This window comes from Mesorhizobium robiniae (assembly GCF_040545535.1).
GTDB classification, from domain to species: Bacteria; Pseudomonadota; Alphaproteobacteria; order Rhizobiales; family Rhizobiaceae; genus Mesorhizobium; species Mesorhizobium robiniae.
This window is the reverse complement of sequence record NZ_JBEPMC010000001.1, coordinates 389,384-412,248: the sequence shown is the minus strand read 5'-3', so window position 1 is coordinate 412,248 and position 22,865 is coordinate 389,384. Positions and strand designations below refer to the sequence as shown.

The following is a 22,865-nucleotide window of genomic DNA, read 5'->3' as shown; positions in this document are numbered from 1 at the left end:
CTTATTGTCCCAAAGGCAGCGTCATCAGGCGGCCGAATTCGGCGCGCGGCTCATCGTCGCCGCAAAGCCGCAGGCAGTTCCAGGCTGTCGCCTGGTTGCTGGTAACGACCGGACGGCCGATCGCCTCTTCCATGCCGACCACGGCAAGTGCTGCCCGCAACGCCGTGCAGGAGACGAACAGCGCGTCGGCTTTTTCGTCCATCGCTTCGCGGGCGAGATCGACCAGCGATGCCGGCGCAATGCGCGCCATCTCGCGGTCGTCCTCGAAGCCGAGGCAGGTGAAGCTGGCGATCTCGAACCCGTGCGCCGCGAAATAGGCCGCCATCGGCCGGCTGGTCTCGACCGTGTAGGGAGTGAGGACGCTGATCGTCCTGGCGCCCAGCGCCTTCAAGCCACGCACCCCCGCCATCGGCGGTGTGACCACGGGCACGCCGGGTTTGCCGGCCTGCACCGCCGCCTCGATCTCGGCATCGCCGATGACGACGGAGGCCGAGGTGCAGGAATAGCAGATCGCGTCGAGCGGCTCATCGGGCAGGATAAGCGCCGCGCCCGCCATCAGCGATGGCTGCATCTTGCGCAAATTCTCCGGCGTCGTCGGATTGGCATAGGGGATGCGCGCGACATAGACGCCGATCCGGTCGCTTGCCACCATGCGGCGAAAATCCGGTTCGGTCGTGTGGTCGGTGGCAAGGATGATCAGGCCGACGCGCTTTTCCAGCGGACGCGCGTCGAGCGCTGGCCGTGTCGGCGTCAATCTGATTTCGGGCACGTGTTTCATGAGAGACTACCTCTCGATCTTGCCGTAGCGGCGTTCCAGCCAGCGCAGCAGCACGACCGAGAATAGGCTGATGACGAGGAAGAAGGCGCCGACTAACGTCATCGGCTCGACATAGCGGTAATAGGTGTTGGCGACGCTCTTGGCCTGGTTCATCAGTTCCAGCACGGTGATCGCCGACAGCAGCGGCGTCTCCTTGAACATGGCGATGAAGTAGTTGGCAAGCGCCGGGATCATCGGCGGAATCGCCTGCGGCATGATGATGTGGGTCCAGGTCTGCCGGGCGTTCAGATTGCAGGCTTTGGCGGCTTCCCATTGGCCGCGCGGCACATTGTCGATGCCGGCGCGATAGACCTCGGCCGTGTAGGTGCCATAGTGCAGGCCGAGGCCGATGACACCCGCCACCAGCGGCGGCAGCAGGATACCGATATCCGGCAGCACGTAGAAGATGAAGTAGAGCTGCACCAAAAGCGGCGTACCGCGGATGAATTCGGCGAGGAAACCGACGGTCCGCGACAGGCTCCTGTTCGGCGAGCGCCGCGCCAGCGCGATGGCCAGCCCGACGATCGCGGCCAGAACCGAGCCGAGCAGCGTCGCCAGGATGGTGATCTTCACGCCCTGGATCAGCGTCGGCATGATCTCCCAGACGAAATTCCAATCCCACTCCATTATGAGGCCCGATCCATCATACGCGCACCCCGTCGAGGCCGCGCGCCATGCGGCGTTCCAGCGAACGCACACCCCAAGAAATGATCAGCGCAAGGCCAAAATAGATGATGAGGATGGTGGTGAACGGTACCAGCGTGTTGCCGGTCTGCGAGCGCACCACCTGCGCCTGGAAGGTCAGGTCGGCGAGCGAGATCAGCGAAACAACGGCGGTGGCCTTGAGCAATTCGATGGCGTTGTTGCCGAAGGTCGGCAGCATAACCAGCAGCGCCTGCGGCAGGATGATGTGGCGCATGGCTTGCCAGCGGCCAAGGTTGAGCGCGGTGCAGGCTTCGTACTGCTCGCGGCCGATCGACTGGATCGCGCCGCGCACCACCTCCGCCGCATAGGCGCCGACATTGAGGCCGAGCGCCAGCACGCCGGCCTGCAGCGGCGTCAGCGAAATGCCGATGAAGGGCAGCACGAAATAGGCCCAAAACAGCTGCACGAAAATCGAGGTGCCGCGGAAGAATTCGATATAGGCGGTGGCCAGCGCCCGAATGGCGAAAAAACGCGATAGCCGTCCCAGCCCGGCGAGAAAGGCCATGACCAGGGCCAGCACCGACCCCATCAGCGTCAGCTCGATGGTAACAAGTGCTCCCTGCAATATCAGGCCGAAATAGCCGGACCATTGGGTCATTGCGGTTCAAAATTTCCTATCGTTTGCGGTTATGCAAGACTGCCGCGACAGCCCCTTCTCCCCGTTCACGGGGAAAAGATGCCGGCGGGCAGATGAGGGGCGGCGCGAACCAACGAAAGTATGGCGCTGCCCCTCATCCGGCCTTGTTTGTGCATGTCGTTATCCCAAAACCGCTGCGCACTTTTGGGCGACATGCATTCGGGCCACCTTCTCCCCGTGAACGGGGAGAAGGAAAAGGTGCCTACTTTGCCGAGCAGAGCTTATCGCGCGTCGTCGACATCGCCGCCGCTGCCGAGAAGCCGTAGGGCTCGATGATCTTGGCGAATTCGCCTGATTCCTTCAGCTTGGCCAGCTCGACGTCAAAGGCGTCGCGCAGCGCTTCGTCGCCCTTCTTGAACGCCGCGCCGTCACAATAGACCGGCGCGCCGACCACCGGAGCGACGACTTCTAGGTTCGGATCGTTGGCCTTCTTGACCAGATCGTTGATCGACAGCACCGGCAGAGAATAGGCGTCGATGCGGCCGTCCTGCAGCATCTTCAGGCCACTCTGGCCGTCCGGCACGACGATGACGCGGTCTCGCGGCACGCCGGCAGTGAGCGCCAGCTTCTCCTCGGTGCCGCCGCCTGGCGCACCGATCGTCGCGCTCGCGTCCTTGGCGACATCCTCGTAGCTCTTCAAGCCCTTCGGATTGCCCTTCTTGACCAGCATCGCCTCGGCGTCGCACAGCACCGGCTCCGAATAGACGACCGCCGCGCAGCGCTCCGGCTTCATGAACAGGCCGGCGGTGACGACGTCGAAACGGCCGGCCTGCAAGCCGGGGATCATCGCGCCATACTCCGAGATCGAGGCGACGATGTCGGCGACGCCGAGGCGCTTGAAAATCTCACGCGCCACATCGGGCGCCGCGCCCGAAACCTTGCCGTCGGCCGCAACCGCCGTGTAGGGCGGCTCATTGGCGATGGCGACGCGGGCGAAGCCTTGTGCCTTGAGCTCTTCGAGCTTGCCGTCGTCGGCCGATCCCGCGGTCGAGGCGGCCAGAATCGCGGTCAGTGCAACACCGGCCATGCCGGCCAGAATGCCAAGTTTTTTCATCGTTCCCAACTCCTTGTTTCTCTTCTTGGTTTGCTTTGGTTCGAAACGGCTTCGCCACTCTTAGAGAACGGCGCCGCCTCTTGAGGACGGCGTTGCCGCCGCCTCGGCATGGCGGTCAGACGCGATGTCCGGCCGCGATGATCTTCTTCAGGAAGCCTTGCGTACGCTCCTGCTTGGGATTGCGGAAAATCTCGTCGGGCTTGCCTTCCTCGACTATCTTGCCGCGATCGAAGAACAGAACCCGGTCGGCGAAATCATGGGCAAAACCCATCTCGTGGGTGACCAGCAGCATGGTCATGTCGGTCTCGGAGCAGAGCCGCCACAACACGTTCAGCACCTCCTCGACCAATTCCGGATCGAGCGCCGATGTCACCTCGTCGAACAGCATGATCCTGGGCTGCAGCGCCAGCGCCCGGGCGATCGCCACGCGCTGCTTCTGCCCACCGGAGAGCTGTGCCGGCATCGCTTTGGCCTTGTCGGCCATGCCGACCATGTCGAGCAGCTCCATCGCCCGTTTTTCGGCAGCGGCGCGCGGCATGCCCTTGGTCAAGATCGGCGCCAGCGTGACGTTGTCGATGACGCTCTTGTGCGGAAACAGGTTGAACAGCTGGAAAACCATGCCGATCTTCTGGCGCATTCTTGCCAGATGCCGTTCGTCGGCCGCCAGCAGCTGGCCGTTGCGCTCCATGTGGTAAAGCTGCTCGCCGTCGATCTGGATATGGCCGCTGTCGATCCTCTCCAGCGTCATCAGAATGCGCAGGATCGTTGTCTTGCCCGAGCCGGATGGGCCGATAAGCGCCAGCTTCTCGCGCGGCATGACCTGCATCGACAGGCCGTCCAGCACCTTGAAGGTGCCGAAGCTTTTCGAAATGGCGTCGATCTTGATGATGGGCGCGGACAATGAACTTCCCCGTGCTGGAGAACTTTGATGCCTTCAACGATGCGGAACGCGCCAAATCATGTCAATCAGGAAAATAATATCATGACAATGTTTCTGACTCCGCACGATTTCGCGGCAATGTCTGCCTAGATCGCCAGCAGGAGATGCTCCGGATCGCCGAGCAGAAGTTTGGTGACAACGCTCAGGCCGGCGCGCAGTTCCCCCTCAGTGGTCGAGCCCAGCGAGATACGAACCGCCGGCTGCCAGGGCGCCGCCGAGATGCGGAACGATGTGCCTGGTGCGATCGCCACGCCCTGCAGGCGAGCCTGTGAGACGAAACTCTCCTCGGCGCGATCGCCCGGCAGTTGCAGCCACAGATGCAATCCGTCGCGATGGACGCGATAGTCGACCCCGGCAAGCACTTCCGCGGCGATCTCCTGCCGCCGCCGCAGTGCTAAACGCTGCCAGCGGACGAGCTCCATCGCGGTGCCGTCGGCCACCCATTTTGTCGCGATCTCTGCCACCATCGGCGTCGCCATCCAGTTGGAGACGAGATGCCGGTTGGCGACGGCGGCGACATAGCGATCGGGCGCCGCCAGATAGCCGATGCGCAGGCCCGGCACCACGATCTTGGTGAAGGAGGTGACGTAGAGCGTGCGCTCTGGCGCGAAGGCGGCAACCGGCGGCGGCCGGTCCTCGAGCAGTGGGCCGAGCACGTCGTTCTCGATGATGGCGATGTCGTGCTTGCGCGCCACCGCGGCGATCTGCTCACGCCGCGCGGCGTCCATCAGCGTCGCGGTCGGGTTGATCACCGAGGGCTGCACGAACACGGCACGGATGTCGGAAAGCCGGCACGCCTCGTCCAGCGCCTCCGGGATCAGGCCATTGTCGTCGATCGGCAGTCCTTCGAGGTTGAAGCCGAGATAGCGCGCCAGCGGGATCAGCGTGTGATGGCCGATCGCCTCGGTGGCGACGGTCGAACCCGGCGGCGCCACGCTCATCAGCGCCACCGTCATCCCGGCCGTGGCGCCGTTGGTCAGGCTGACATTCTGCGCGGACACATCGAGACCGCAGAACCGCAGCCAGTCGACCGCCACGGCGCGGTGACGCGGAAACACCATGTTCGGCCGAAACGACAGCGCCGAGCTCGACGGCAGGTTCTCGGCAAGCCAGCCCAGCGCCTGCTTCAGCCGTTCCAGATGCATCGGCTCGCAGACCGGCTTCAGGATGGAAAGGTCGATCACCTCGCCAAGGCGTTCCGGCAGATAGGGCGGCTCCGGCTCGCGGCGCTGCGTCTGGACGAAGCTGCCGCGGCCGATCTCGCCGGAAACCAGGCCCCGGCGGATCAGTTCCTCGTAGGCGCGACTGACCGTCTGCACCGAAAGTTTCAGGTCGTCGGCCAGCCGACGGTGCGTCGGCAGCCGCGCTCCGTTGGCCAGGCGGCCGTCATGAATGGCGCGCGCGAACTGGTCGGCGAGCGATTGATAGGCCGGCCGCCGGATGAGCGCGGGATCTGGACGCCACAATGTCATGACTTATTAGAGATCGAAATCAGTGCAATTGACAATCGAAATAATGCGCCGTCATGGTGTCGGGTGCGAAAAAGTGGACACTCATGGCCGCATTGAAACTCGATCAGATCGACCTCAAAATCCTCGACGCGGTCCAGCGCGACGGGCGCATCACCAAGCTGGCGCTCGCCGACAAGGTCGGCCTGTCGCCGACGCCGTGCTGGATGCGGCTGCGCAAGCTGGAGAAGGCGGGCATCGTTTCCGGCTATCACGCCAAGGTCGCGGTGCGCGCCGTAGCGCCCGTCGCCACCGTGCTGATGGAAGTGACGCTGGCCAGCCACCGCCAGGCCGATTTCGACCGCTTCGAGCGCGTCATCCGCGACGTCCCCGAAATCGTCGCCTGCTGGTCGGTGGGCGGCGGCGTCGACTATCTGCTGAAAGTGATGGCACGCGACATCGACGCCTATCAGCGGCTGGTCGACGCCCTGCTCGAACGCGAGATAGGCATCGACCGCTATTTCACCTACATCGTAACCAAGACTGTGAAGGAGGAGGTCGCCTTGCCGGTGGCCGATCTGTTTCCGGTGTCATCGTAACACCAGAGAGATCGTCTGCCCGGGCGATGCAATAGAGACAATCTCTCTACGCGTGGGCGCCGAAACAGCCTCTCTGTCTGCACCAAGCGCATAGTCTCTCCGTATTACTTCGAACCGGGAGACATCGAAATGTCTGCGCATTTTGCCCGCTCACAACGCCATGAAGCGCTTGACCGCCTCGCCGACCGCCGGCTGCTGCGCGAACTCGCCTATGTCGACGGCCACTGGACGGCGAGCGAAGCCGCCGAAAGCTTCGAGGTGACCGATCCTGCGACAGGCGCCACCGTCGCCTTCGTCGCCGCCCTCAACGCCGGACAGACGAGCAGGGCGATCGACGCGGCATTCCGCGCCTTTCCCGCCTGGCGGGGACTATTGCCGCAGGAACGCGCGAAGATCCTGCGAAAATGGTTCGATCTGATCGTCGCCGCCAAGGATGACCTGGCGCTCCTGATGACACTGGAACAGGGCAAGCCGCTCAAAGAATCGCTTGGCGAGATCGACTACGCCGCCTCCTTCGTCGAATGGTATGCCGAGGAGGCCAAGCGCCTCAACGCTGAAAGCGTCACCAGTCATCTGCCGAATGCCGAGATGCTGGTGCGGCGCGAACCGCTTGGTGTCGTCGGCGTCGTCACGCCGTGGAATTTTCCCGCGGCCATGCTGACCCGCAAGGCGGCGGCCGCCCTTGCCGCTGGCTGCACCATCGTCGCGCATCCTTCGTCGGAAACGCCGCTGTCGGCGCTGGCGCTGGCCGAACTCGGCGAACGCGCCGGCCTGCCGGCAGGCGTGTTCAACGTTCTCACCGGCAAGGCTTCGACCATCGTCGGGCGGATGTGCGAAGACGCTCGCATCCGCGCCATGAGCTTCACCGGCTCGACCGAGATCGGCAGGCTGATCGCCGCGCAAAGTGCGCCGACGATGAAGCGGCTGGTGATGGAGCTTGGCGGCCATGCGCCGCTGATCGTCTTTGCCGACGCCGATCTCGACAAGGCTGTGACCATCGCAGTCGATGCCAAATTCGCCACCTCCGGCCAGGATTGCCTCGCCGCCAACCGCATCTATGTCCAGCGCCCGATCTACGATCGTTTCTGCATCGCCTTCGCCAGGCGCATCGAGGCGTTGCGGACAGGCAATGGCTTGGCCGGTGACACCGACATCGGGCCTTTGATGCACGAGCGCGGCGTCAAGAAGGTCGAGGAGCAGGTCGCCGATGCGCTCGCCCACGGCGCACGCTGCCTCACCGGCGGCGGTCGCCATGCAGCAGGGCCGCTGTTCTACCAGCCGACCCTGCTGGCCGACGTCACCGACGACGCGCTGATCATGCGCGAGGAAACCTTTGGTCCGGTCGCCGCCGTGACGCCCTTCGACAGCGAAGACGAGGTCATCGCCCGCGCCAATGCCACCGAATACGGCCTCGTCGCCTATGTCGTCACCGAGAACGGCGGCCGCCAATTGCGCATGGGCCGCGCGCTCGACTACGGCATGGTCGCCATCAACCGCGTGAAGATCACCGGCGCGCCGATCCCGTTCGGCGGTGTCAAACAGTCCGGTATCGGCCGCGAGGGCTCGCGCCACGGGCTCGAAGCCTTTACCGATCTCAAATATCTCTGCTTGGATGTGGCCTAAGCCGCGCCCGACACGTTTTCCTTAGGAGTAGAAAAATGCTCGACCAGTCTAACGAACTCGCCGCCTGGGACCGCGACCACTTCTTCCATCCCTCGACCCATATGGGCACCCACGCGCGCGGCGAGAGCCCGACCCGGGTGATGGCCGGGGGCGAAGGCGTCACCGTCTGGGACAACAATGGCAAGAAGAGCATCGATGCCTTCGCCGGGCTCTACTGCGTCAATGTCGGCTATGGCCGCCAGAAGATATCAGATGCCATCGCCGCGCAAGCCAAGAACCTCGCCTATTACCACGCCTATGTCGGCCACGGCACCGAGGCGTCGATCACGCTTTCCAAGATGATCATCGACCGGGCGCCGCAAGGCATGTCGAGAGTCTATTTCGGCCTCTCCGGTTCCGACGCCAACGAAACCAACATCAAGCTGATCTGGTACTACAACAACGTGCTCGGCCGGCCGGAGAAGAAGAAGATCATCTCGCGCTGGCGCGGCTATCACGGCTCCGGCGTCATGACCGGATCGCTAACCGGGCTCGACCTGTTCCACAACGCCTTCGACCTGCCGCGTGCGCCGATCCTGCACACCGAGGCGCCCTACTATTTCCGCCGCGCCGACCGCTCGATGAGCGAGGAGCAGTTCTCGCAATACTGCGCCGACAAGCTCGAAGAGATGATCCTGGCCGAAGGCCCGGACACGGTCGCCGCCTTCATCGGCGAGCCGATCCTCGGCACCGGCGGCATCGTGCCGCCGCCCGCCCTCTATTGGGAAAAAATCCAGGCGGTTCTGAAGAAATACGACGTGCTGCTCGTCGCCGACGAAGTGGTCACCGGCTTCGGCCGGCTGGGCACCATGTTCGGCTCCGACCATTACGGCATCAAGCCCGACCTGATCACCATCGCCAAGGGCCTAACCTCGGCCTATGCGCCGCTGTCGGGCGTCATCGTCGCGGACAAGGTCTGGCAGGTGCTGGTGCAGGGCTCCGACAAGCTCGGCTCGCTCGGCCACGGCTGGACCTATTCGGCGCACCCGATCTGCGTTGCCGCTGGTGTCGCCAACCTTGAGCTGATCGACGAGATGGACCTGGTGACCAACGCCGGCGAGACCGGCGCCTATTTCCGTGCCGAACTGGCGAAAGCCGTCGGCGGCCACAAAAACGTCGGCGAGGTACGCGGCGACGGCATGCTGGCGGCAATCGAGTTCGTCGCCGACAGGGACGACCGCGTATTCTTCGACGCCTCGCAGAAGATCGGGCCGCAGGTCGCGACCGCTCTTGCCACAAGCGGCGTCATCGGTCGCGCCATGCCGCAGGGCGACATTCTGGGCTTCGCGCCGCCGCTCTGCCTGACGCGTGAAGAGGCCGACATCGTCGTCTCCAAGACGGCCGATGCGGTGAAAAGCGTGTTTGCGGCGCTTTAGTTACTGTCAATCGGCGCTGCCCTCATCCGCCCGTCGGCACCTTCTCCCCGTGAAAAGCGGGGAGAAGATATGGGTCAGGGCAGCGCGAACTTGCATTGTCTGGAAACGGCCGTTTACGGGCCGGCTGAATATCGACACCTACCGAGGGCTCGGGCTGTTCGCCGACACGGTGAGATCGAGCGCGACATGGCCTTGCGGCGCGCCGAAGCGAAGGAAGGCTTCCGACAGCGTCGCGAACACCGGCCCGGCATCGCCCCTCAGCTTGGTGCAGAAATTCTTCGACCTGTCGAAGACGCCCGAAGTCTTGAGAAACTCGATGCAGTCGTAGATCTCGTCCATGTGATGGCCCTCGCCGAGCGGATAGAGCGAGAACTGCGCGGCGACTTCTTGTCCGAGCTTTTTTGCACTGTCGACATGTGCCCGCGCCGCGTCGATGCGCTCGGCCAGGGACAAATTATGGCTGCTGCCGGAAATCGGCGTACAGATCGGATCGTCGGGCTCGCCCGGACAGCCACGCGACACCGCTGCCGACAACACGCAGTGCACGCCGCTCGCCGCTGCCGATGCGAACAGATCGCGCATGGCCGGGAAAAGCTGGTCGGGCGGGCCGACGATCAGCGTCGAGATGTCGTCGGTCTCGATGCGGAAATTCGGCCGATAAGGATCCATCGCCGAAATAGCTTTGAGGATGACGCCGACGAAATCGTCGCACATCGGATAGAGAGAAATCTGTGCACCTGAAAACATGGTCGCCTCGCTCCGCTGGCATTACCCAGATCAGCTTGAGGGACCGAAGGCTTGACACCTTCCATCTCAGCCCCGGCAATACGGAGCGCCCCTGTCGATATCGGTGGACGTAACACCGGCGCAAAGGATGTTCAAGTACGATCCAGTGCCAATCGCAACGCCCGTTCAGCCTCTGCCTTCGGGTGGCCTGTTCAGCCCTGTGACCCGACCTGTTCGGCGGCGGCTTCGAGCGATCTTTCGAATGCGTCGACCATCTGATCGACCTGAGGCTCGGTGATGATCAGCGGCGGGCAGAAGGCCAGCGCGTCGCCCATGTTGCGCGAGATGACGCCGTTCTGCTGCAGGAAGCCATTGACGAGCCCGCCCAGCGCGCCGGCGGTCTGCCACGGGGTCTTGTTCGCCTTATCGCCGACCAGTTCGACTGCCGCGATCAGGCCGACGCCGCGTACCTCGCCGACAAGCGGGTGCGAAGCGAGGTTGCGCAACCGTTTCTGCATATGCGCGCCGACCGTGCGCGCATTGCCGACAAGATCGCGCTCCTCGATCAGCTTCAGGTTTTCGAACGCGACCGCCGCTGCGACGGGATGGCCGCCGCCGGTGAAGCCGTGGCCGAAGGTGCCGATGCGATTGCTTTCGTCGGCAATCGGCTCAAAAATCTTTTCGTTGATCAGCAGGGCCGAGATCGGCAGGTACGACGAAGAAATCTGCTTCGACAGCACCATGATATCGGGCCTGATGCCGAAGGTCTGCGAGCCGAACATCTCGCCGGTTCGGCCAAAGCCGCAGATCACCTCGTCGGCGACGAGCAGGATGTCGTATTTCGACAGGACCGTCTGGATCTTCTCCCAATAGCCCGCCGGCGGAACGATGACGCCGCCGGCGCCCATGATCGGTTCGCCGAAGAAGGCAGCGATGGTGTCCGGTCCCTCGGCCAGGATCAGCCTTTCCAGATCGTCGGCAAGCCGGCTTGAAAACTGCTCTTCGCTTTCGCCCGGCAGCGCCTCGCGCCAATGGTGCGGCGTCGACGTGTGCAGCACATTGGCGATCGGCAGGTCGAAGGAAGTGTGGTTGTTGGGCAGGCCGGTCAGGCTCGCTGAAGCAATGGTGACGCCGTGATAGCCGCGATTGCGGCTGATGATCTTCTTGCGCGCCGGCTGGCCGAGCGCATTCGACCGGTACCAGATCATCTTCATGGCCGTATCGTTGGCCTCGGAACCGGAATTGGTGAAATACGCCTTGCTCATCGGCACCGGCGCCATCTGCACCAGTCTCTCGGCGAGATCGATCAGCGGCGAATGCGATTTGGAGCCGAAGTCGTGGTAGTAAGGCAGCTTGGACATCTGGCGCACCGCCGCATCGACCAGCCGCTTTTCCGAAAAGCCGACAGCGACGCTCCAAAGCCCGGCCATCGCCTCGATGTAGCGGTTGCCGGCGAGATCCTCGACATAGATGCCGTCGCCCTTCTCGATGACGAGCGGCCCTGCCTCCGCATGCTTGCGGGCATTGGTGTAGCCGTGCATGTGGTAACTGATGTCGCGAGCTTCGGGAGAATTCGGTCGAGCGTCCATGATGCCTCCTGTCCTGCATGCCGGGACGTAGGTCCTGCCGCCTTCGGAGCATCGGCAGGTATGCCCCTCTTGCATTATGCTGTTTGATGCAGCTGTTTCCTGTAGGGGTGTCAAGCCCTTTCCAAGGATTGCCGGATGGACGCAGACATGCAGAATTTCAGCTTCGAAGCCGCAGAACGCGAGAACCTGCGCGAAGCCGTCCACGCGCGTCGCCGGCACATGACCCCCGAACGGCTTATCAGGCATAACAACAAGACTGAGGTGGCCTGATCATGGACCATGTCGATTACATCGTCGCCGGCGCCGGCGTCAGGAGCCTAATCAATTGTTCGGCATCGAGAGCCCCGGGCTGATCTCAAGCCTAACGATTGCCGACCACGTGGCGCAGCGCCTCGTGCCGAAGGCAAGCTAGCTGAGGCGACATCGTGCGAGCGCGCCCGCTGCTAAAGCGTGGTCAAAAACGCCCGTAAGCTATCCGTAAGCTGGGGTCGCAGAACCTGGGTCCGTCGATCAAAGCCGATTACCGGAGGGTTCGAGCTCTCCGGAACCGTCGGCTTCATGACGGAGGATCCGATGCGACTCGATAACGATCACGCGCCATTCCGCCGGGACGACGCGCTATCCGAATGGCACACAGCCTCGGCGCTCGCCGATCTCTTGTCCTTCGAGCCGTCGAGTCTTGACGCAAGACCGAAGACTGCGGGCTCTGGCCGGACCGCGGAGGCGCTTTCACGATTTGCGGCGGCGGTCCGGGCGCGTATGGCCGGTCCTGGCGGCTACTACAATCTTGGCAATGCACTCGGGCTGGTGATGGGCGTCACGATCCAGCTCACCGCCCGTCAGGGATCCGGCGGCGCCGCCGCGCTGTTCGACTATTTCGCCGGCAGCAGCAGTGCGGTGGCGCTGACGCTGGCGACGTTGGTCTTCTTCTGCAGCGGCGAAGTCTATCATCGCGCGTGGACCGGGCGCGATGTGCCCGATCCCACGCTTAACCGCCTCGCCGATTTCCTGTCGGGGATCGGCGCGATCGGACTGGGCGTAGCATTGTTCCTGCTGGGCCAGCCGGTGCTGGCGGCGACCGCCGGATTGCTGCATGCGCTCGGCAAGTTCGGCAGCGCCGCCTTCGGGCCCGGCGTGCCCGGGTGGCCGACTGGGTGGCCCGATCCGTTCCGCAGCGCGGTGCTGGCCAGCCGCCTGCCGGGGATGCTTGCGGCGACGCTGTCGATGTGCGCCGCCTTGCCCGATGTGTGGTTGGGCGGCTCCCCTGCCCTTGTTGCGGCGCCGCTGACATTGCTTGCCTGTTACCTGCTGTGGGCAAGGGCCGACCTTCTCCTGTTTGCCGACAGCGCCGGCGAAAGCGCGCCCGCCGCCACGGCATGGCCCAGGCGCCTGCCCTGGCATCCTCGACCGCCCAAGGCAACCAAGCGACCGGAGCCATCGATATGAAGAACCGTTTCGAAGCCATACCGAACCCAAGCTGCCGGTTCGAGATCTGGGACAATGAGAACGGCGAACCCGTCCTCCACCACGATCGGCTGCTGACCTTTGCCTCGGCAAAGTCGGCTGCAAGGATCGCCGACTTCCTCAACGACGGCCGCAGCCACCTGCACGGCGCCGGCAAATGGCGCATTGCGGACCGCGATGTCGACCGAAGAGAATGATCGCCAGGCCGCTCCATCTCGCGAGGGCGGCAGCTCGTCTTGCAACGAAATTTAACGAAGAACAGAACGCTTTGGTACAGAATATCAATTGATAGTAGCGTCATAGCGAGGATCATTTGCCGCAACGTGAAGGTGAAGGACCAAAGTGCGCATGGTCAAGCGAACAATCTTGGGAGCGATTCAGATCGTTCTAATGTCGGCGGCGACGATCGCTTCCGCTGTCGAGGCTCCAATGCTGCCGGCCGATCTGTCGAAGAACTCCAACGACCTGCAACGCGCCGTATGGGCCTGCGAGGGTGGAGCGACATCTTTCCAGGAAGGTTCGGGGCAAAAAGGCTCGGGTCGGGCTCGATTCTTTCTGGGCACGGTCGATGCCAGCGCCAGCAGAAGCGAACCGCCGCTCACGCTGCAAGACAACCGCTTGTCGGGTCTGGGCAGCCTCTCGAACGACAACGGCTGGTCCAATATCCGCTTCGATTGCACGCTTTCGCCAGACCTGCGAAAGCCGACGGCATTCAAATTCGAGGTGGTCTCCCCGACACCGAACGACAGCTCCTCGCCAGACGACTCCAATGCGGCGAAGACAGTGAGTACCGGCAAGAGCTGGTATGTGGACACCAGCGGTCCGATCGTTCTGACGCATGGCGTCAAGGAAACCGACGATCGGGATTTCATCGCCAGCTGCGTCAAATCATCAGGGGAAATCCAGGTTTCCCTGACCCAGACCCTGAAATGGCTGAAGGACGGCAACTATGTGACGGTCGGCATCTCAGGCGGTCCGGGCTCGGGGCTTTATGTCGGCCGGGGCGTCACCGATGACAGTCTTGGCGTCGCAACGCCGGTATTCAGGACCAGCGCCAAGGATCCTCTGCTGGGCTGGATCGCATCCGGAAGTAGCCTTCACATCAACCTCGGCGGCGAATCCACCTACGACGTATCCCTCAAGGGCAGCGCGCAGGCGGCCAAGACCTTTGCGGCAGCCTGTAACTCATGAGACCCTGCAGTTCGTAGGAACCCGCAGTTCATGAGAGCCCCGGAGGAGCGTGCCATGACAGATGAATCACGCCGTGAGCCGGCGCGTGATCCCCAGGATTTGGAGCGCCTGCTGATTTCCCGGCAGTGGTTGGGAGACATCGACGGCATGGCCGCGCTTTTTGAGCCGCACGCCGTCGTCGACAGCGGTGAAGCGCAGCTGACGGTTGGCCGGGAAGCGATCCGGGCGCTCTTCGCCGACATCGCCGCAACCGGCCGAAAATTTGCTGCCGGAAACCAGGCCCCGGCTGTTGTCAGCGGAGACCTGGCACTCACGTCGACCCGTCTGCCCGACGGCACCGTAACTGCCGAGGTCGCCCGTCGCCAAGGCGACGGGACATGGCTGTGGGTCATCGATCGATTCTCCGTTGCGTAGCGTCGACCCATCTTTCAACCAAGCGCCACAGGTTCAGACAGCCATCGCTCCAGGAACAGCTGTTCCGTTGTGACCGGGAACCATAATCCGGCACAGCGGTTGAGTGGTGATCAGGTGATCCTCCCTCGAGCAAAACGGAAAACGGAAGGAACGATCATGCGCATGTTGACGACAATTGCCGCTCTTTCGGGGTTGGCGCTGGCGCAGCCGATCTACGCGCAATCCACCGACCCGCAGCTTCCCCAGATCGCACCCTCGGCCCCGGAAGCCCAGCCCGATCCAAGCCTGCCTGACCAAACACCGCCCGACCAAGCGCTACCGGATCAAGCTCTGCCGGATCAGGGTTTCACCGACCAGAACTTTACTGGCATTGCGATCGTCGCCCTCGAGGATCTGCCTCCGGAACTCAAGACACAGGCTGAGGCCGTGATCACCCAAACCAGCGTGGAAGATCTGCTTACGTTGCAGAACTCGATCGATGAGTCGCCACAGGCAGCCACCGCGCTGGCGGCGAACGGACTTGATTCGTCGCAGGTTGTCGCTGCCAACATCGATGGCGATGGCACGCTGACGCTGATCATCCAGACAACCACCTGATCGGCGGGCACCTGATCGGCGGTCCGGACGGCCGATCAGGGTATCTGGCTTCGGCCGTAAGAACCCAGCACAGCGGAGCACCGTCATGGTCGAAGCCGCAGTTCGCAACTTCACCCTCAACTTCGGGCCGCAGCATCCCTCTGCTCACGGCGTCCTGCGGCTGGTGCTGGAACTGGACGGCGAGGTCGTCGACCGCGCCGATCCTCATATCGGGCTGCTCCACCGCGGCACGGAAAAGCTCATCGAGTACAAGAACTATCTGCAGGCCCTGCCCTATTTCGACCGGCTCGACTATGTCGCGCCGATGAACCAGGAGCATGCGTTCTGCCTCGCCGCCGAAAAGCTGCTCGAAATATCGGTGCCGAAGCGCGGACAGCTCATCCGTGTCCTCTTTTGCGAAATCGGCCGGCTTTTGTCGCATCTCCTCAACGTCACGACTCAGGCGATGGACATCGGCGCGCTGACCCCGCCGCTTTGGGGTTTCGCGGAGCGCGAGAAGCTGATGGTCTTTTACGAGCGCGCCTCCGGCGCCCGCATGCATGCGAATTATTTCAGGGTCGGCGGCGTGCACCAGGACTTGCCTCCAAAACTCCTGGACGACATCTGGGCTTTCTGCGACCCGTTCCTCAAGGTCTGCGACAACCTTGACGAATTGCTCACCGGCAACCGCATCTTCAAGCAGCGCAATGTCGATGTCGGTGCGATCAGCCAGGACGACGCCTGGGCCTGGGGCTTCTCCGGTGTGATGGTGCGCGGGTCGGGTGCGCAGTGGGATCTGCGCAAGGCGCAGCCATATGAATGCTACCCCGAGATGGATTTCGACATTCCAATCGGCAAGAACGGCGACTGCTATGACCGCTATCTCGTCCGCATGGAGGAAATGCGCCAATCGGTGCGGATCATGAAACAATGCCTGGAGAAATTGAGATCGCCGGAAGGCCAAGGGCCGGTGGCAATTCCGAACCAGAAGATCACGCCGCCGCGGCGGGCGACGATGAAACGCTCGATGGAAGCGACGATCCATCATTTCAAGCTCTACACGGAGGGTATTCGTGTGCCCGAAGGAGAGGTCTATGCCGCGGTGGAGGCGCCGAAGGGCGAGTTCGGCGTCTATCTGGTTTCGAACGGGAGCAATACACCGTATCGATGCAAGATCCGGGCGCCATCCTTCGCCCATCTCCAGGCTATGGATTTTCTGTCGCGAGGGCACATGATCGCCGATGTCGCCGCGATTATCGGGTCGCTCGATATCGTGTTCGGCGAGATCGACCGCTAAAGCATTGTGCGCCCAAGTGGAATCATATTCCGCCGCAGAAATACTGCTTAAACAAATAGATAGAGCAGGATACCCTAATTCAACTTGAACGCGTCCCGCTGCTCTAACGACGCGCAGGGTGTTTTTAGATTTCGAGCAAGGCGTAGGGACGGCCGGTCGGCTTCGTCACGTGCATGGCGACGTTATACACCGGGGCACCGCCGGGCGTGCGACCTTCATAGACGCCGCGATGCGCGTGGCCATGCACCACGGCGCTGACCTTGAACCGATCGATGGTCTCGGCCAGGCGCGACGAGCCCAGGAACGGAAAAATCTCCAAGGGCTCGCCGGCCACCGTTTCGGCTATCGGAGCGTAGTGCAGGACGACAAGCGTGCGATTGGTGCGGACCTGCCGCATCGCGTTTTCGAGCCGCATCGACTCGCTGACGCTTTCAGCAACCATCGCCTTGATCGCCGGCTCGCCGAAGGAGCCGAGCATACGCGATCCGAAACCGCCGACGAAGCCCTTCACGCCGACAAAGCCGACCTCCTTGATTTCCGTCGTTTGGCCGTCGAGAAGATGGACCCCTGCCTGCCGAAGGATGTTGGTGACGTCCTCGACCGCGCCGGACTCATAGTCGTGGTTGCCGAGCACGGCGACGACCGGGATCGCGCAGGCGCGCAAATCCTCGGCAAGGATTTCGGCTTCCCGGGGTCTGCCGAGATTGGTCAGATCTCCAGTGAGCACAAGAATGTCCGCTTCGCGCGAAACTTCGCCGAAGAGATCGCGACAAGAGGCCTGGGCGTCCTCGTTCACATGCAGGTCGCCGACGGCCGCGATCCTCACGGTGCCGCCGTTCCCATCCCTTGCCGTGGCAGTTTTGCTCTTCTCAGCCATCGCGAAATTCTCCCGTTCCGCCGACGCCGGCAAAACCCCATTCCTTGACGTCGATTTCATAGTCGGTCGGCGAAAGCAGTCGTCCGCGGCAGATCTTCATCCGTGGAGTAGGCAACTCCCTCTGCTTGGCGAGACGGTCGAGCAATTCGTCGAGCAGCCATGCGGGAACATGATCGCGCTCGCTTGGATAGATCCATCGGAAATTCAGAAGCTGCATCAACAGCACCTCCCAGTGAACTTCGAGATAGGAAAGCAGCCGGTGCCAGTCGATCTGATCTTGCGCCTTGAGGATGGTATGAGCGACGTCGGCGCCGTCGTGGCGGCCTCTGTCCTGGATGAAGCATTTGGACCAGATAAGCTCGGTCGGACCCACGATCCGCACCTGAGTGCCCAGCAGCTCGATTTGCCGTGCATGCTCCAGCCACTGGTCGCCGACCGGCATGGTCCCGTTCGCCGACGCGAATATGACGTCAAAAAAATGCGTGCTTTTGAATACCTTTCCAAGCCATCGGTCGTCCACGATCTCGACCGCATAGCCGGCCTGCTTGAAATGGGCGAGAATGCGCGCGTAGTCGCCGGCCTTGCAGAAAATGTCGAGGTCCTTCGTCTGGCGCGTAACGCCTGTGTAGGCGCTCACCGCATAGGTGCCGGCGACAAGAAAGGGGATGTCCGTCGCGGCGAGTTCGCGGATCGCCTCTGTGTAGAAGACTTCGGCCTCGGCGTGCTGAAGCGTCGGCGCGGCTTTTGGATCGATCGTCGGAACGGATGCCGGTATGGCGCCTCCCGTTGGAGAATTGTTGGTCATGAAATCGTGGCTCCAAAACCCCAGCAACCTGCAACTGTCCGTTCTTAAACAAAGCCGCCGCCGCATGGTTCCTTTGCCGAGATCATGCAGCCGGACACTTCCATCGGACGGCCGGGCCGCCAAATCCGCTGAAAAATGCGACGGCGGAGCCTTTTTCGCCGCCGAGGAGTTGAAGATATGACAAAACCACCGGCACGGAGGCGACTATGGAGGGCAAGCGCAAGGCCGTACGCGTCAGGCTCAATGGCAGGGTGCAAGGCGTCTCTTTTCGCGTGTGGACACGGACCGAGGCCGAGAGGCTTGGCCTGTCCGGATGGGTTCGCAACGAGGATGACGGATCCGTAACGGCGCTGATCGTCGGGGCCGAAGACGCGGTTTCGACGATGATGAACCGGTTGTGGAAAGGGCCGACCGGGGCGGCGGTCGCCGGCGTGACATCTCAAGATGTCGATCCCGGCCAGAAGCCGAACGGATTCAGGATCATCGGCTAGAAGTGGTTGCCGGCCATGGAAAAACCGAGGCTCAAGCAAAAGCCAGGCATCAGCAACTCTTGCCTTCCGTCACCGGGAACAATCGGCAGCCAATGCCGTTGGAACCAATCAGCCATGACAAAGTCACCGGAGCAGATGGCTTTCCGCTCAGTTCGGCGAGAAGTATTTTCAGGTCGGCTTCGGATTACCGACGGACAATTCGATGTATGCTCTTGCTCTGGCCACTGACTACGACGGCACACTCGCGGAAAACGGGATCGTTTCCGACGCGACCCGTGCCGCGCTCGAGCGGTTGAAGGAAACCGGCCGCAAATTGATAATGGTGACCGGTCGCGAGCTTGCCGACCTTGAAAGCGTTTTCCCGGAGCTTGGTATGTTCGACAAGGTCGTCGCCGAAAACGGCGCGCTTGTCTACACGCCGGCTTCGAAGAAGGAGCGGATCCTGGCGCCTGCCCCTCCGGCGGAGTTCGTCGACCGGCTGATGATGCGCAAGATCTCGCCCCTTTCGATAGGACGTTCCGTCGTCGCCACCAGGGAGCCCAACGAGACCATCGTGCTGGAAGCGATCAAGGAGCTTGGCCTGGAGCTGGAGATCATCTTCAACAAGGGCGCCGTCATGGTGCTGCCGAGTGGTGTCAACAAGGCGACCGGTCTTGCCGCTGCCCTCGAGGATCTGGAATTGTCCGCCCACAACGTCATCGGCATCGGCGATGCGGAGAACGACCATGCCTTTCTGCGCGCTGTCGGTTTCGGCGTTGCGGTTGCCAATGCACTGCCGAAAGTTAGGGAGACGGCGGACCACGTGACGAATGGTGCCCGCGGCGCGGGCGTAAGGGAGTTGATCGAGGGCCTGATCTCGCATGACGCCGCCTTGCTGGACACGGCGCGGCAACGCATCGAGATTGGCGCGGACGGTTCGGGCGCAATGATGCACCTTTCGCCACGCGGCGGCAGCGTCCTGCTGGCCGGCACGTCGGGAATCGGAAAATCCACCCTCGCCACCGCTCTGACCGAGCGCTTCGTCGAGCAGGGCTTTCAGTTTTGCGTGCTCGACCCGGAGGGCGACTACGAGGAACTGGAGGACGTGCTGGTGGTCGGCGATGCCAAAAGCCCGCCGAGCTCGCGCGAAATTTTCGATCTTCTGTCAAAGCCGTCCAACAATGTCGCCGTCAACATGCTCGGGATCAAGACCGAGGAGCGACCAAACGCCTTCGCCAAGTTGCTGCCGGAGCTTGCCGCGCTTCGCGCCCGCACCGGACGCCCGCACTGGCTGATCATCGACGAGGCACACCACGTGCTGCCGCACGCGCGCGACGGCACATCCTTTGCGCTTCCAAATAGCCTTTCGGCGACCATTCTGATCACGGTTCATCCCGACCTGGTTTCGCGAGACGTGCTGGCAGGTGTCGACACGGTGCTGGCTCTTGGTTCGGAAGCCGACAAGGTCGTCGAAAGCTTCTGTGCCGCGATTGGCGAGGACGTGCCGGAGGGTGTTGTGCCGCCACCGGAAAACAAGGTCTTGTATTGGAACCGGTCGACAACCGATCCGGCAAGGCCGATCGCGGTCGAGCGTCCCCGGCAGGAACGCAAGCGGCATATTCGAAAGTATGCCGAGGGCGATCTTGGCGACAACAGTTTCTATTTCCGCGGCGCTGACGGTACGCTCAACCTGCAAGCGCAAAATCTGATGATGTTCCTCCATATCGCCGAAGGGATCGACGACCGCACCTGGGAACATCATCTGCGCGCGGGCGACTATTCGGCCTGGTTCCGCAACCAGGTCAAAGACGAGGGACTTGCGGAGGAAGCGGCTATCATCGAGGATGACGAAAGTCTCGATCCGCACAGGAGCCGCGCCGCCATCGCCGAAGCGATCCATCGTCGCTACACCGCGCCCGCCGACTGAATCCGCCTACGCCGACGATATCAAGTTCCGCCGATGGCGGATCGCCGCCTTATGGCATATCCGTCATCAACGACCACGAATGGGAGGCGTGGGAACCACTTCGCCGCCCCAACATACCGCCCAGAGCAACCCCAGGAAAAGTACGCGGCGGTTTCCCGGGAAAAGCGCGTAGCGCCTTCCCTAGGGAATTGCGCAAAAACAAATACTTAGAGCGGTTACGCGGCTATTGAAAGCTGAACCGCTCTAAGTATCGATGCCGGCGGCGTGAATGCCCGCTGACTCAATGCGCGAAGATGCCCCGCAGCCAGGCGAAGAAACCGAACCTCTCGGACATTGCCGCACGGACGCGAGAGGCAGCCCATCGTGCTCGTATCGTGGCGCCGGCATGGCAATGGCAGACGATCTCGTGCAACTGCCAGTCGGTCAGCTCGAAGAAGCGCCTGGCTTCACCGTAAGTGTCATCTCGCAAGCCTTGCGCCCGAAAAATCGGGTCCTCGAAGGCAACGGTGAGAGGTGAATCGTTGTAGCGCATTTTTTCGCGTATCTCAGGGGACTTGTATTCGGTGCCTGTCAGCGCTTCGAGACGCCGATCGGGATTCTTCTCCAGCAATTTCGCCCAACGTTCGAGACGTTGACTGCGAGTTGCCACTAGATCTGTTGCTTCAGCGTGAACGTCGGCAACGGCATGCAGTTGGTCAAGTGTTTGGTGCTTCACGGCCGCCTCCTATTCAACAGGTGAGTTCGCCTCACCCTGAAATGGAATTATGGCGCTCCGCGTGGCCGACAAGGCCCGCACACCCGGACAATTCGATCACTTTTTCTGATGGCGCCGTCCTGCCATGGGCGCGCCAGATGCGTGCGGGATCGCTGGAGACACCAGATCGGAACCATAGCCACGCGTGGTCGTTCTGCTGCAACAGCCCGGAGAGCGACACCGTCGAAACGGGTGGCGTCAGAAATCCCACCCGACGTCGATGACCCGCCAAGGCAGAATGCAGCGAGCGGAAGGAAATCACGCCATGGCCATTCTTCCCACTCCCGAACCAACGCCCACTCCCGCACCCACGCCGCCGCCGCTTCCTGAACCGAAGCCGGTGCGTGAGCCGGACCCAGACAGACTTCCCGACGAAGCCCCTGTCCCCAATCCGGATGAAAACGACGCACCACTGAAAATCGGCCCTCAAACGTCCCATCTCGGCGTTTGATGGAGCAGATTTTGGCGTGAGGCGATCAAGAAAAATGCTCTTCCAGTTCGCACAGCTCCTCACTGATGGCGGATGGTGGCCACGCATTGCGGACCACAAGCATCAGATCGAGCGCTGCGGCGAAGCGAATTCCGAAGCCTGCCGCAGATGCTGGCGCAGCAGCGCCTCGGCCCATTCGATCTCGCCCGCCTCGACGGCATCGAGGATGGTCAGATGTTCCCGGCAGGACTGCTCGATACGTTCCGCCGGCAGTTCCTCGAAACCCGCCGATTCCTGCAACCGGCGCAGATTGTTCTGCTGGCGCACCGCGTCGGCCAGGAAACGGTTGCCGGAACAGGCCGCAAGTCCTTCATGAAATGACGCGTTGATCCGGAACCATTCGTCGCCGCCAATCAGCGTCTTGCCCGTCGACACGATCGCCAGGATACGCTCGTGAGCGCGCCGGACCGGCACCAGTTGCTGGGGATCCGCGCTGAACATGGGCGACCGCAGCGCCGCACATTCGACGGCCATCCTGAATTCATAGCTTTCCCGGTACGCATCTTCGCCGACAAGCGTGTCGGCGAAGCGCCAGCCATGCCCAGGCAGGCGCTGCACCAGGCCTTCGGCGGCAAAGCGAAGCAAAAGCTTGCGCACGACACCGCGTGACACCTGGTAGCGCGGCATCAATTCCGCCTCGGACACTTCCTGGGGCAGTTGGCCGAGCGCGCGCTCTCGCATCATCCTGCGGTAAAGCTCCTCGAGCGGAGAACTCGGCAGGATATCTTCCGGGTCGAGATCGGCGACATCGCGCGCCAGTTGTAGCCCCCTCGTCTCGAAGGGGCTCAAGATGCCTTGGGCGACGAGCAGTTCCAGCGCTGCGCTGACGGGAGAACGCGAAACGCCGAACGTGCGGGCAAGGTCCGGCACCGAGACGCGGGTTCCGACCGTCCAGCCCGAATCCCTGATCCGCTCCAGAATCCGCCGCGCCAGATCTATCTGCAGCGGACTGGCTGCCTCGCTGCGTGGCGGCCGGTCGATGATCGTTTCGTTCATATGCACTTCCTCAGGCGTTCGCATTATAGATATGCGCCACGCAGTTCAAAC

Annotated in this window: 26 protein-coding genes and 1 riboswitch; of the genes, 14 read left to right on the top strand and 12 right to left on the bottom strand. The window is 62.5% G+C overall.

Annotated features, from left to right (window positions below):
- Position 1: 1 nt before the first annotated feature.
- The 6 genes from eutA to ehuR all read right to left on the bottom strand — a co-directional run bounded on the left by eutA (position 2) and on the right by ehuR (position 5,625).
- Entirely contained in the window at positions 2 to 778 is a 777-nt protein-coding gene (eutA, locus tag ABID19_RS01945) for an ectoine utilization protein EutA (protein ID WP_354487559.1), read from the bottom strand.
- 6 nt (positions 779 to 784) lie between these two features.
- Positions 785 to 1,444 carry an ectoine/hydroxyectoine ABC transporter permease subunit EhuD gene (gene ehuD, locus ABID19_RS01940; RefSeq protein WP_352931375.1) on the bottom strand — a complete coding sequence of 220 codons (660 nt, stop codon included), beginning with the start codon at positions 1,442 to 1,444 and terminating at the stop codon, positions 785 to 787.
- A 16-nt stretch (positions 1,445 to 1,460) separates the two neighbouring features.
- On the bottom strand, positions 1,461 to 2,120 hold the full coding sequence (gene ehuC / locus ABID19_RS01935) for an ectoine/hydroxyectoine ABC transporter permease subunit EhuC (protein WP_354487557.1): 660 nt from the start codon (positions 2,118 to 2,120) through the stop codon (positions 1,461 to 1,463).
- Positions 2,121 to 2,361: 241 nt separating this feature from the next.
- Positions 2,362 to 3,213 carry an ectoine/hydroxyectoine ABC transporter substrate-binding protein EhuB gene (ehuB, locus tag ABID19_RS01930; protein WP_354487555.1) on the bottom strand — a complete coding sequence of 284 codons (852 nt, stop codon included), beginning with the start codon at positions 3,211 to 3,213 and terminating at the stop codon, positions 2,362 to 2,364.
- A gap of 115 nt (positions 3,214 to 3,328) precedes the next feature.
- Complete coding sequence (ehuA, locus tag ABID19_RS01925; RefSeq protein WP_292502755.1) at positions 3,329 to 4,114, bottom strand: ectoine/hydroxyectoine ABC transporter ATP-binding protein EhuA; 786 nt, start codon at positions 4,112 to 4,114, stop codon at positions 3,329 to 3,331.
- 125 nt (positions 4,115 to 4,239) lie between these two features.
- Positions 4,240 to 5,625 carry a MocR-like ectoine utilization transcription factor EhuR gene (gene ehuR, locus ABID19_RS01920; RefSeq protein ID WP_354487553.1) on the bottom strand — a complete coding sequence of 462 codons (1,386 nt, stop codon included), beginning with the start codon at positions 5,623 to 5,625 and terminating at the stop codon, positions 4,240 to 4,242.
- Positions 5,626 to 5,717: 92 nt separating this feature from the next.
- Between ehuR and ABID19_RS01915 the strand changes: the two genes are divergently transcribed.
- The 3 genes from ABID19_RS01915 (at position 5,718) to ABID19_RS01905 (ending at position 9,238) form a co-directional block, all read left to right on the top strand.
- Positions 5,718 to 6,200, top strand: a complete 483-nt coding sequence (locus tag ABID19_RS01915) for an Lrp/AsnC family transcriptional regulator (protein ID WP_354488269.1) — start codon at positions 5,718 to 5,720, stop codon at positions 6,198 to 6,200.
- Positions 6,201 to 6,329: 129 nt separating this feature from the next.
- The gene (locus tag ABID19_RS01910) at positions 6,330 to 7,823 is read left to right on the top strand and encodes an NAD-dependent succinate-semialdehyde dehydrogenase (protein ID WP_354487551.1); all 1,494 of its coding nucleotides are present in this window, start codon (positions 6,330 to 6,332) and stop codon (positions 7,821 to 7,823) included.
- A 35-nt stretch (positions 7,824 to 7,858) separates the two neighbouring features.
- Complete coding sequence (locus tag ABID19_RS01905; RefSeq protein WP_354487549.1) at positions 7,859 to 9,238, top strand: aspartate aminotransferase family protein; 1,380 nt, start codon at positions 7,859 to 7,861, stop codon at positions 9,236 to 9,238.
- Between the two features lie 138 nt (positions 9,239 to 9,376).
- Here the strand turns inward: ABID19_RS01905 and ABID19_RS01900 are convergent, their stop codons facing one another.
- Both ABID19_RS01900 and ABID19_RS01895 read right to left on the bottom strand, forming a co-directional pair.
- Positions 9,377 to 9,985: a YkoF family thiamine/hydroxymethylpyrimidine-binding protein gene (locus ABID19_RS01900; protein WP_354487547.1), complete on the bottom strand. Its 609-nt coding sequence runs from the start codon at positions 9,983 to 9,985 to the stop codon at positions 9,377 to 9,379.
- Positions 9,976 to 10,088, bottom strand: a riboswitch (TPP riboswitch). (Overlaps the previous gene by 10 nt.)
- An 88-nt stretch (positions 10,089 to 10,176) precedes the next feature.
- A complete protein-coding gene (locus tag ABID19_RS01895; protein WP_354487546.1) occupies positions 10,177 to 11,553 on the bottom strand; it encodes an aspartate aminotransferase family protein in 1,377 nt (458 codons plus the stop codon).
- A 135-nt stretch (positions 11,554 to 11,688) separates the two neighbouring features.
- Here ABID19_RS01895 and ABID19_RS01890 point away from each other — a divergent pair, with 135 nt between their 5' ends.
- From ABID19_RS01890 to ABID19_RS01860, 7 genes are all read left to right on the top strand, one after another.
- Positions 11,689 to 11,823: a hypothetical protein gene (locus ABID19_RS01890; RefSeq protein WP_354487544.1), complete on the top strand. Its 135-nt coding sequence runs from the start codon at positions 11,689 to 11,691 to the stop codon at positions 11,821 to 11,823.
- A 303-nt stretch (positions 11,824 to 12,126) separates the two neighbouring features.
- A complete protein-coding gene (locus ABID19_RS01885) occupies positions 12,127 to 12,999 on the top strand; it encodes a hypothetical protein (RefSeq protein ID WP_354487543.1) in 873 nt (290 codons plus the stop codon).
- Positions 12,996 to 13,214 carry a hypothetical protein gene (locus ABID19_RS01880; RefSeq protein ID WP_354487542.1) on the top strand — a complete coding sequence of 73 codons (219 nt, stop codon included), beginning with the start codon at positions 12,996 to 12,998 and terminating at the stop codon, positions 13,212 to 13,214. Before ABID19_RS01885 ends, ABID19_RS01880 begins: the two co-directional genes overlap by 4 nt.
- 145 nt (positions 13,215 to 13,359) lie before the next feature.
- Positions 13,360 to 14,208: a hypothetical protein gene (locus ABID19_RS01875; RefSeq protein WP_354487540.1), complete on the top strand. Its 849-nt coding sequence runs from the start codon at positions 13,360 to 13,362 to the stop codon at positions 14,206 to 14,208.
- A gap of 54 nt (positions 14,209 to 14,262) precedes the next feature.
- Positions 14,263 to 14,622: a YybH family protein gene (locus ABID19_RS01870; protein ID WP_354487539.1), complete on the top strand. Its 360-nt coding sequence runs from the start codon at positions 14,263 to 14,265 to the stop codon at positions 14,620 to 14,622.
- A 99-nt stretch (positions 14,623 to 14,721) separates the two neighbouring features.
- Positions 14,722 to 15,219, top strand: a complete 498-nt coding sequence (locus tag ABID19_RS01865; RefSeq protein WP_354487537.1) for a hypothetical protein — start codon at positions 14,722 to 14,724, stop codon at positions 15,217 to 15,219.
- Between the two features lie 85 nt (positions 15,220 to 15,304).
- Positions 15,305 to 16,495, top strand: a complete 1,191-nt coding sequence (locus ABID19_RS01860) for an NADH-quinone oxidoreductase subunit D (RefSeq protein WP_354487535.1) — start codon at positions 15,305 to 15,307, stop codon at positions 16,493 to 16,495.
- Between the two features lie 124 nt (positions 16,496 to 16,619).
- Here the strand turns inward: ABID19_RS01860 and ABID19_RS01855 are convergent, their stop codons facing one another.
- Both ABID19_RS01855 and ABID19_RS01850 read right to left on the bottom strand, forming a co-directional pair.
- A complete protein-coding gene (locus ABID19_RS01855) occupies positions 16,620 to 17,372 on the bottom strand; it encodes a metallophosphoesterase family protein (protein WP_354487533.1) in 753 nt (250 codons plus the stop codon).
- Entirely contained in the window at positions 17,365 to 18,177 is an 813-nt protein-coding gene (locus tag ABID19_RS01850; protein WP_352931343.1) for a nucleotidyltransferase family protein, read from the bottom strand. Before ABID19_RS01850 ends, ABID19_RS01855 begins: the two co-directional genes overlap by 8 nt.
- On the opposite strand from ABID19_RS01850, the gene ABID19_RS01845 reads away from it, so the two are divergent.
- From ABID19_RS01845 to ABID19_RS01835, 3 genes are all read left to right on the top strand, one after another.
- Positions 18,176 to 18,358: a hypothetical protein gene (locus tag ABID19_RS01845; protein WP_354487531.1), complete on the top strand. Its 183-nt coding sequence runs from the start codon at positions 18,176 to 18,178 to the stop codon at positions 18,356 to 18,358. The genes ABID19_RS01850 and ABID19_RS01845 overlap by 2 nt on opposite strands.
- Positions 18,359 to 18,383: 25 nt before the next feature.
- Entirely contained in the window at positions 18,384 to 18,668 is a 285-nt protein-coding gene (locus ABID19_RS01840) for an acylphosphatase (protein WP_354487529.1), read from the top strand.
- A 202-nt stretch (positions 18,669 to 18,870) separates the two neighbouring features.
- On the top strand, positions 18,871 to 20,574 hold the full coding sequence (locus ABID19_RS01835; protein WP_354487528.1) for an HAD-IIB family hydrolase: 1,704 nt from the start codon (positions 18,871 to 18,873) through the stop codon (positions 20,572 to 20,574).
- Between the two features lie 280 nt (positions 20,575 to 20,854).
- Here ABID19_RS01835 and ABID19_RS01830 read toward each other — a convergent pair whose 3' ends face one another.
- Entirely contained in the window at positions 20,855 to 21,289 is a 435-nt protein-coding gene (locus tag ABID19_RS01830; protein ID WP_352931337.1) for a hypothetical protein, read from the bottom strand.
- A gap of 304 nt (positions 21,290 to 21,593) precedes the next feature.
- Here ABID19_RS01830 and ABID19_RS01825 point away from each other — a divergent pair, with 304 nt between their 5' ends.
- The gene (locus ABID19_RS01825; RefSeq protein ID WP_352931335.1) at positions 21,594 to 21,779 is read left to right on the top strand and encodes a hypothetical protein; all 186 of its coding nucleotides are present in this window, start codon (positions 21,594 to 21,596) and stop codon (positions 21,777 to 21,779) included.
- Positions 21,780 to 21,881: 102 nt separating this feature from the next.
- Here the strand turns inward: ABID19_RS01825 and ABID19_RS01820 are convergent, their stop codons facing one another.
- Entirely contained in the window at positions 21,882 to 22,814 is a 933-nt protein-coding gene (locus ABID19_RS01820; protein ID WP_354487526.1) for a GntR family transcriptional regulator, read from the bottom strand.
- Between the last annotated feature and the right edge of the window lie 51 nt (positions 22,815 to 22,865).